This is a genomic window from Streptomyces hydrogenans (assembly GCF_014656075.1).
GTDB classification, from domain to species: domain Bacteria; phylum Actinomycetota; class Actinomycetes; order Streptomycetales; family Streptomycetaceae; genus Streptomyces; species Streptomyces hydrogenans.
The window spans coordinates 1-8170 of the sequence record NZ_BNBS01000202.1 but is presented as its reverse complement, the minus strand read 5'-3'; the positions used below and the strand labels follow the sequence as shown (position 1 = coordinate 8170).

8 protein-coding genes and 1 pseudogene are annotated in these 8170 nt (G+C 74.0%); 2 read left to right on the top strand and 7 right to left on the bottom strand.

Going from position 1 to position 8170, the window contains the following annotated elements; translation table 11 throughout:
• The 5 genes from IE321_RS39615 to hrcA form a co-directional block, all read right to left on the bottom strand.
• On the bottom strand, positions 1-258 hold a 258-nt coding region (locus tag IE321_RS39615), incomplete at its 3' end, for a tetratricopeptide repeat protein (RefSeq protein WP_190226501.1).
• A gap of 60 nt (positions 259-318) precedes the next feature.
• Positions 319-1062: a 16S rRNA (uracil(1498)-N(3))-methyltransferase gene (locus tag IE321_RS39610; protein ID WP_043221484.1), complete on the bottom strand. Its 744-nt coding sequence runs from the start codon at positions 1060-1062 to the stop codon at positions 319-321.
• Positions 1059-2147 (bottom strand): nitronate monooxygenase, encoded by a 1089-nt coding sequence (locus IE321_RS39605; protein ID WP_043221486.1) that lies wholly within the window; start codon positions 2145-2147, stop codon positions 1059-1061. Before IE321_RS39605 ends, IE321_RS39610 begins: the two co-directional genes overlap by 4 nt.
• A gap of 129 nt (positions 2148-2276) precedes the next feature.
• The gene (dnaJ, locus tag IE321_RS39600; RefSeq protein WP_043221488.1) at positions 2277-3416 is read right to left on the bottom strand and encodes a molecular chaperone DnaJ; all 1140 of its coding nucleotides are present in this window, start codon (positions 3414-3416) and stop codon (positions 2277-2279) included.
• Positions 3417-4436, bottom strand: a complete 1020-nt coding sequence (gene hrcA / locus IE321_RS39595; RefSeq protein ID WP_043221611.1) for a heat-inducible transcriptional repressor HrcA — start codon at positions 4434-4436, stop codon at positions 3417-3419. It lies immediately after the preceding gene.
• A gap of 138 nt (positions 4437-4574) precedes the next feature.
• Here hrcA and IE321_RS39590 point away from each other — a divergent pair, with 138 nt between their 5' ends.
• On the top strand, positions 4575-5312 hold the full coding sequence (locus tag IE321_RS39590; protein ID WP_043221490.1) for an MBL fold metallo-hydrolase: 738 nt from the start codon (positions 4575-4577) through the stop codon (positions 5310-5312).
• 116 nt (positions 5313-5428) lie between these two features.
• Positions 5429-6235: a DUF3097 domain-containing protein gene (locus IE321_RS39585; RefSeq protein WP_190226500.1), complete on the top strand. Its 807-nt coding sequence runs from the start codon at positions 5429-5431 to the stop codon at positions 6233-6235.
• A gap of 44 nt (positions 6236-6279) precedes the next feature.
• Here IE321_RS39585 and hemW read toward each other — a convergent pair whose 3' ends face one another.
• Positions 6280-7521 (bottom strand): radical SAM family heme chaperone HemW, encoded by a 1242-nt coding sequence (hemW, locus tag IE321_RS39580; protein WP_190226499.1) that lies wholly within the window; start codon positions 7519-7521, stop codon positions 6280-6282.
• A 38-nt stretch (positions 7522-7559) separates the two neighbouring features.
• Positions 7560-8170 (bottom strand): annotated as a pseudogene (locus tag IE321_RS39575) (long-chain fatty acid--CoA ligase); the annotation flags it as partial.

Sequence of the window (8170 nt, the reverse complement as noted above, 5' to 3'; positions counted from 1 at the left end):
GGGCGGCTGCGCGGCCTCGGGCCTCGCCGACGAGGGCGTCGGCGCGGTCGGCGGGATCCCCATGGCGCGGACCATGAGCGCGCGGGCGTCGGCGTCCCCCGGCGCGTGCTGGAGGGCGACGGCCGCCTCGGCGACGGCCTCGTCGTTCCGCCCCTCCGCGAGGAGGAGTTCGGCGAAGTGGAGGCGCAGGGGCACGTCGCCGGGCGCGGCGGCGACCGCGGCGCGCAGACTGCGGATCAGGGGGGACTCGTCGGCCATACGGGTCAGCCTAGAAAAGACCCGGGACGCTTGGACAGCGGGTCCCCCACGACGCCGGGTTCAGCTCCAGCGGCCGGTGCGGGCGAGGACCAGCGCGGTGGCCGCCGTGCCCGCCGTGGAGGTGCGCAGCACGCTCCGGCCGAGGCGGTACGGCCGCGCGCCCGCAGCCTCGAAGGCGGCCAGCTCCTCCGGGGAGACCCCGCCCTCGGGGCCGACGACCAGCACGACCGAGCCCTTCGCGGGCAGTTCGGCGGTGGCGAGGGCGCCGCTCGGGTGGGCGCGGTCCTCGTGCAGCACGGCCGCGAAGTCGGCGCCGGCGAGGAGCTGGGCGACCTGCTTGGTGCTCATGAGGTCGGCGACCTCGGGGAAGCGGGTGCGGCGGGACTGCTTGCCGGCCTCGCGGGCGGTGGAGCGCCACTTGGCGAGCGCCTTGAGGCCGCGGTCGCCGCGCCACTGGGTGATGCAGCGGGAGGCCGCCCACGGCACGACCGCGTCGACGCCGGTCTCGGTCATCGTCTCGACGGCCAGCTCGCCCCGGTCACCCTTGGGCAGGGCCTGGACGACGGTGATCCGGGGCTCCTCCTCGGGGTCCCGGTGGACCTCGGTCACCTCGACGGTCAGCCGGTCCTTGCCCTCGGCGTCCCGCACCACGCACGGGGCCCAGCCGCCCCGGCCGTCGGTGAGGACGAGCTCCTCGCCGGCCTGGAGCCGCTTCACGGAGACGGCGTGCCGCCCCTCGGGCCCCTCCAGGACGAAGGTGCCGGCGCCGGGGACGGCGTCGACGACGAAGACGGGGGCGGTCATGAGGCACTCCTGAAGGCCGGATCGGCGAGGTCGGTGAGGGCGGTGTCGAGTTCGGCGGCGAGCACCCCGACGAGCTCCGCGGCGGGCAGCTCGCGGGCCAGCCGGTGGCCCTGGCCGGCCCACAGGGCCATGCCCTGGGCGTCTCCGGCGGTGGCGGCGGCCTTCCGCAGCGGGGCGGTGAGGTGGTGGATCTCCGGGTAGGCGGCGGGGGCGTACCGCCCGTGCTCGCGCATGAAGCGGTTGACGAGCCCGCGGGCGGGCCGGCCGGAGAAGGCCCGGGTGAGGGCGGTGCGCTGGAAGAGCGGGTCGGTCAGGGCCCGCTTGTGCAGCGGGTGGGCGCCTGACTCGGGGCAGACGAGGAAGGCGGTGCCGAGCTGGGCGGCGCCGGCCCCGGCGGCGAGGACGGCGGCGATCTGCGCGCCGCGCATCAGGCCGCCGGCGGCGACCAGCGGCAGCGCGGTGGCCTCCCGGACCTGGGTGACGAGCGCGAGGAGGCCGGTGCCGGTCTCCTCCTCGTCGGGGTCGTCGCGGTACGAGCCCTGGTGGCCGCCCGCCTCGACGCCCTGGACGCACAGCGCGTCCGCGCCGGCCGCCTGGGCGGTCCTGGCCTCCTCGGCGGAGGTGACGGTGACCATCGTGTACGTCCCGGCGCGGGCGAAGGCGTGGAAGGTCTCGGGCTTCGGACAGCCGAAGGTGAAGGAGACGACGGGGACCGGGTCCTCCAGGAGGATCGCCAGCTTGGACTCGTACCCGTCGTCCCGGCCGCCGTCGGTGTCGCCGAGCGGGGTCTCGTACCAGCCCGCCTCGCCGGCGAGCTGGTGGCGGTAGACCTCGACGGCCGCGGGGTCGGCGCCCGGGCCGGACTGGGGCAGGAAGACGTTGACGCCGAAGGGCTTTCCGGTGAGCCCGCGGACCCGCTTGATCTCCTGGTAGAGGCTGCCGGCCGTCTTGTAGCCGGCGGCGAGGAAGCCGAGCGCACCGGCCTCGCAGACGGCGCCGACGAGCTCGGGACAGGAAGCGCCACCCGCCATGGGGGCCTGCACGATCGGGTACCGGAAGAGATCGTTCAGCGCGGTGGTGGACATATGGGCATCGTGTCATGCCCCTTCCCGGGCAAGGGAAAGGGGCGGCACTCAGAGTGCCGCCCCTCTCACACAGAGATCACGTACGCCGGGGACGGGTGGGCCCGTGGGGGCCGCCGTCCCCGGCACCCGTCACGTGCGTCCGTTGAACGCGTCCTTCAGCCGGGAGAACAGGCCCTGCTGGCCGGGCTGGAACTGGCCGGTGGGCCGCTCCTCGCCGCGCAGCTTGGCCAGTTCGCGCAGCAGGCGCTCCTGCTCGGGGTCGAGCTTCGACGGGGTCTGCACCTCGACGTGGACGATCAGGTCGCCGCGGCCGTTGCCCCGCAGGTGGGTGATGCCCCGGCCGTGCAGCGGGACCGACTGGCCCGACTGGGTGCCCGGGCGGATGTCGATCTCCTCCAGGCCGTCGAGGGTCTGGAGCTGCACCTTGGTGCCGAGCGCGGCCGCCGTCATCGGCAGGGTGACCGTGCAGTGCAGGTCGTCGCCGCGCCGCTGGAAGACCTCGTGCGGGGTCTCCTGGATCTCCACGTACAGGTCGCCGGCGGGGCCGCCGCCGGGGCCGACCTCGCCCTCGCCCGCGAGCTGGATCCGGGTGCCGTTGTCGACGCCGGCCGGGATCTTCACCGTCAGCGTGCGGCGCGAGCGGACCCGGCCGTCGCCCGCGCACTCGGGGCACGGGGTGGGGACGACGGTGCCGAAGCCCTGGCACTGGGGGCAGGGCCGGGAGGTCATGACCTGGCCGAGGAACGACCGGGTGACCTGGGAGACCTCACCGCGGCCGCGGCACATGTCACAGGTCTGCGCGGAGGTGCCGGGGGCGGCGCCCTCACCCGAACAGGTGGTGCAGACGACGGCCGTGTCGACCTGGATGTCCTTGGTGGTGCCGAAGGCCGCCTCGTTGAGGTCGATCTCCAGCCGGATCATGGCGTCCTGGCCGCGGCGGGTCCGCGAGCGCGGTCCGCGCTGCGAGGCCGTGCCGAAGAAGGCGTCCATGATGTCCGAGAAGTTGCCGAAGCCACCGGCTCCGAAGCCGCCCGCGCCCGCGCCGCCCGAGGCGGAGAGGGGGTCGCCGCCGAGGTCGTAGACCTGCTTCTTCTGCGGGTCCGAGAGGACCTCGTAGGCGGCGTTGATCTCCTTGAACCGCTCCTGCGTCTTCGGGTCCGGATTGACGTCCGGGTGAAGCTCGCGGGCGAGGCGGCGGAAGGCCTTCTTGATCTCGTCCTGGGAAGCGTCGCGGCGCACGCCGAGTGTGGCGTAGTAGTCCGTGGCCACTTACGACTCCGCCAGGATCTGTCCGACGTAACGTGCCACTGCGCGTACCGCTCCCATCGTTCCGGGGTAGTCCATGCGGGTCGGTCCGACCACGCCGAGTTTGGCGACTGCCTCGCCGCCCGAACCGTAGCCGACCGAGACGACGGACGTGGAGTTCAGTCCCTCGTAGGCGTTCTCGTGCCCGATGCGTACGGTCATGCCCGATTCCTTGACCTCGCCGAGCAGCTTGAGGAGCACGACCTGCTCCTCAAGGGCCTCCAGGACGGGCCTGATGGTCAGCGGGAAGTCGTGTCCGAAGCGGGTGAGATTGGCGGTGCCGCCGATCATCAGCCGCTCCTCGTGCTCCTCCACGAGCGTTTCGAGGAGGGTCGCGAGCACGGTCGAGACCGTGGCGCGGTCCTCGGGCTCCTCGAAGGACTCGGGCAGGTCCTGCACCAGCTGCGGCACGTCGGCGAAGCGACGGCCGCCCACCCGGCTGTTGAGCCGGGCCCGCAGATCGGCGAGGGAGGTCTCGCCGAACGGCGCGGGGCAGTCGATCACCCGCTGCTCGACCCGGCCGGTGTCCGTGATGAGCACCAGCATCAGCCGGGCCGGGGTCAGCGCCAGCAGCTCGACGTGCCGGATGGAGGAGCGGGTCAGCGACGGGTACTGGACGACGGCGACCTGCCGGGTCAGCTGCGCGAGCAGCCGGACCGTACGGCCCACGACGTCGTCGAGGTCCACGGCCCCGTCGAGGAAGTTGTGGATGGCGCGCCGCTCCGGGGTCGACAGCGGCTTGACGCCGGCCAGCCGGTCCACGAAGAGGCGGTAGCCCTTGTCGGTGGGGATCCGTCCGGCGCTGGTGTGGGGCTGGGCGATGTAGCCCTCCTCCTCCAGCACCGCCATGTCGTTGCGCACGGTGGCCGGGGAGACGCCGAGCCTGTGGCGCTCGGTGAGCGCCTTGGAGCCGACCGGCTCCTCCGTCCCGACGTAGTCCTGGACGATGGCGCGCAGCACCTCGAGTCTGCGTTCGCTCAACACGCGCACACCTCCCGCTCCAGCCGTTCCGGTTGCTCCGCTTTTGGCACTCGCCCTGCCCGAGTGCCAGGAATCCCCCGGCCAGTGTACGGCCGGGCCGGTCGCTCCTGGCAAGGAGGCGGACCCGCTAGCGTCGGGCGCATGGACATCGAACAGGCGGTCTGGGCGGCTCAGGGGTGGGAACGACTGGCGGACGGGGTGGGCCGGCGACGGCTCCCCGGCTGGGACGCGACCACGGGACTGGTCGTGGGGGACAAGGCCGTTCTGCTCTACGACACCGGTGCCACGCTCGCCGAGGGAGCCGAGATCCGCGCCCAGGCGGAGGCGATCACCGGCGGCCGGCGCGTGACGCACATCGCACTCGGCCACCCCCACTTCGACCACGTCCTCGGCACCGCCGCCTTCGCGGGCGCGGAGGTCTTCGGCGCGGTCGGCATGGACGACCTCCTCGGCTCCGCCCGCACCCGGGAGGAGCTGTACGAGGACGCGGTGCGCCAGGGGGTCGAGGAGGGGGCGGCTGCCGAGGCGACGGAGGCCCTGGTGGCCCCGCGCCACACCGTCACCGGCGAGTGGACCCTCGACCTGGGCGGCCGGCAGGTCCTGCTGGCCAACGTCGGCCCCGGCCACACCGGCCACGACCTGGTCCTGCTGGTCCCCGGCGAGCGCGAGACGGTCTTCTGCGGCGACCTGGTCGAGGAGTCCGGCGCGCCGCAGGCGGGCCCCGACGCGATCGGCGCCCGCTGGCCCGACGCCCTCGACCGGCTCCTCGCCCTCGGCGGCGAGGACGCGCTGTACGTCCCCGGCCACGGCGCGACCGTCGACGCGGCTTTCGTGCGACGCCAGCGCGATGAACTGGCACGCCGCTTCGCCGTGTCGTAGCGTCCCCGGAGCGCGCGGCGACCCGGGTCCGACGCCTCCCCGGCCACGAACCCGGGGGCGGCGCCACCCGGGCCCCCGCGGAAACGCCCGCCAGAGCACCCGGAGGACCGGAACCCTTGCGCAGTTACGACCCCGACCTCACCCCGTCGTGGAAGAAGCAGGCCCCCGCTCCCGAGGTCCCGGCCGAGCCGGACCTGGTGGTCGAGGAGGTGTCGACGGGCTTCTGCGGCGCGGTGATCCGCTGCGAGGCGGGCACGGTGACGCTGGAGGACCGCTTCGGCAAGCACCGCGTCTTCCCCCTCGACCCGCGCGGATTCCTCCTGGAGGGCAGGGTCGTCACCCTGGTCCGTCCCGCGTCCGCCGGCCCGGCCCGCCCCACCCGTACGGCCTCCGGCTCGATCGCCGTCCCCGGCGCACGCGCGCGCGTGGCCCGGGCGGGCCGCATCTACGTCGAGGGCCGCCACGACGCGGAGCTGGTCGAGCGCGTCTGGGGCGACGACCTGCGCGTCGAAGGCGTGGTCGTGGAGTACCTGGAGGGCGTCGACCACCTCCCGGAGGTCGTCGCCGCGTTCGCCCCGGGCCCCGACGCCCGCCTCGGCGTCCTCGTCGACCACCTGGTCCCGGGCTCCAAGGAGTCCCGCATCGCCGCCGGGGTGACCTCCCCCGACGTCCTGGTCGTCGGCCACCCGTACATCGACATCTGGCAGGCGGTGAAGCCGTCCGTCCTCGGCATCCGGGCCTGGCCGGAGGTCCCCCGCGGCCAGGACTGGAAGACCGGCACCTGCCGCGCCCTCGGCTGGCCCTCCGACAACACGGGCGCGGTCTGGCAGGCCATCCTCAAGCGGGTCACCTCCTACAAGGACCTGGAGCCGGAGCTGCTGGGCCGGGTGGAGGAGCTGATCGACCACGTGACGGCGCCGTAGCCGCGCCGCCGTGCGGGGCCACCGCCCCGCACGGGCGACGGGCCCTAGTCGACCAGGTCCCGCACCACCGCGTCCGCCAGCAGCCGTCCCCGCAGGGTCAGCACGGCCCGTCCGGCGGCGTACGGCTCCGCGTCGAGCAGGCCGTCCTCCAGCGCCTTCCGCGACGCGGCCAGTCCCGCGGGCTTGAGGACCGACAGCTCGATCCCCTCCCGGAGCCGCAGCTCCAGCAGGATCCGCTCCACCCGCCGGTCCTCCTCGGACAGCAGCTCGCGCCCGGCGCCCGGGGACTTCCCGGCCCCCAGCGCCGCCGCGTACGCGCCGGGATGCTTGACGTTCCACCACCGCACCCCGCCGACGTGCGAGTGCGCGCCGGGCCCGGCGCCCCACCAGTCCGCGCCCCGCCAGTACAGCTCGTTGTGCAGGCAGCGCCCGGCCTCGGAGGCGGCCCAGTTGGACACCTCGTACCAGGCGTACCCGGCCGCCTCGAAGGCCGCGTCGGCGATCAGGTACCGGTCCGCGTGGACGTCGTCGTCGGTCATCGGCACCTCCCCGCGCCGGATCCGCCGCGCGAGCTGCGTCCCCTCCTCGACGATCAGGGCGTACGCGCTCACGTGGTCAGGACCGGCCCCGAGGGCCGCGTCCAGCGAGGCCCGCCAGTCGTCGTCGCTCTCGCCGGGGGTGCCGTAGATCAGGTCGAGGTTGACGTGCTCGAAGCCGGCCGCCCGCGCCTCGGCGACGCACTGCTCCGGCCGCCCCGGCGTATGGGTCCGGTCTAGGATCTTCAGCACGTGTGGCCGGGCGCTCTGCATGCCGAAGGAGATCCGGTTGAACCCCCCGGCGCGCAGCTCGGCGAGGTACTCCGGGTTCACGGACTCCGGATTGGCCTCGGTGGTCACCTCGGCGTCGTCCGCGAGCCCGAACTCGTCCCGGATCGCCCCCAGCATCCGGACGAGGTCCCCGGCGGCCAGCAGCGTCGGCGTGCCGCCGCCGACGAAGACGGTCCGGACCGGCCGCGGGTCGTCGCCGAGGACCTTCCGGGCGAGCCGGACCTCCTCGACGACCTGCCCCGCGTAGTTGTCCCGGGAGGCGAGCACGCCCCCGGCACCGCGCAGCTCGCTCGCGGTGTAGGTGTTGAAGTCGCAGTAGCCGCACCGCGTGGCGCAGTACGGCACGTGCAGATAGAACCCGAGCGGCCGCTCCCCCGCCCCTTCCAGGGCGTGCGGGGGCAGCGCCCCGTCCTCGGGCATGGGCTCACCATCGGGCAGTACGGAAGGCATGGGGTCCATTGTCCCGTACCGCCCGGGTGGAGGCGGGCCGCGCGCGGTCAGGCCTCGCGGGAGCCCGCGTACATCTCCTCGATGAGGCCCTTGTACTCGCGCTCCACGACGGGCCGCTTGAGCTTGAGCGAGGGGGTGAGCTCGCCGTGCTCGATGTCGAGGTCGCGGGGCAGCAGGCGGAACTTCTTGATCGTCTGCCAGCGCTGGAGGCCCTCGTTCAGGCGGTCGACGTAGCCCTGGACGAGCGTGACGGTCGCCGGGGCGGCGACGACCTCGGCGTACGACTTCCCGCCCAGGCCGTGCTCGGCGGCCCAGCCGAGGATGCTGGGCTCGTCGAGGGAGATGAGGGCGGTGCAGTAGTTCCGGTCGGCGCCGTGGACGAGGATGTTGGAGACGAACGGGCAGACGGCCTTGAAGTGGCCCTCGACCTCGGCCGGCGCGATGTACTTGCCGCCGGAGGTCTTGATGAGGTCCTTCTTGCGGTCGGTGATCCGCAGGTAGCCGTCGGCGGACAGCTCGCCGATGTCGCCGGTGTGGAACCAGCCGTCGGCCTCCAGGACCTCGGCGGTCTTCTCGGGCAGGCCGTGGTAGCCCTCCATGATGCCGGGGCCGCGGAGCAGGATCTCGCCGTCGTCGGCGATGCGGACCTCGGTGCCGG

Excerpts from the sequence above, each read along its gene's own strand:
- IE321_RS39610 (WP_043221484.1), bottom strand. The coding sequence starts at position 1,062 with ATGACCGCCCCCGTCTTCGTCGTCGACGCCGTCCCCGGCGCCGGCACC.
- IE321_RS39605 (WP_043221486.1), bottom strand. The coding sequence starts at position 2,147 with ATGTCCACCACCGCGCTGAACGATCTCTTCCGGTACCCGATCGTGCAG.
- IE321_RS39590 (WP_043221490.1), top strand. The coding sequence starts at position 4,575 with ATGGACATCGAACAGGCGGTCTGGGCGGCTCAGGGGTGGGAACGACTG.
- hemW (WP_190226499.1), bottom strand. The coding sequence starts at position 7,521 with ATGGACCCCATGCCTTCCGTACTGCCCGATGGTGAGCCCATGCCCGAG.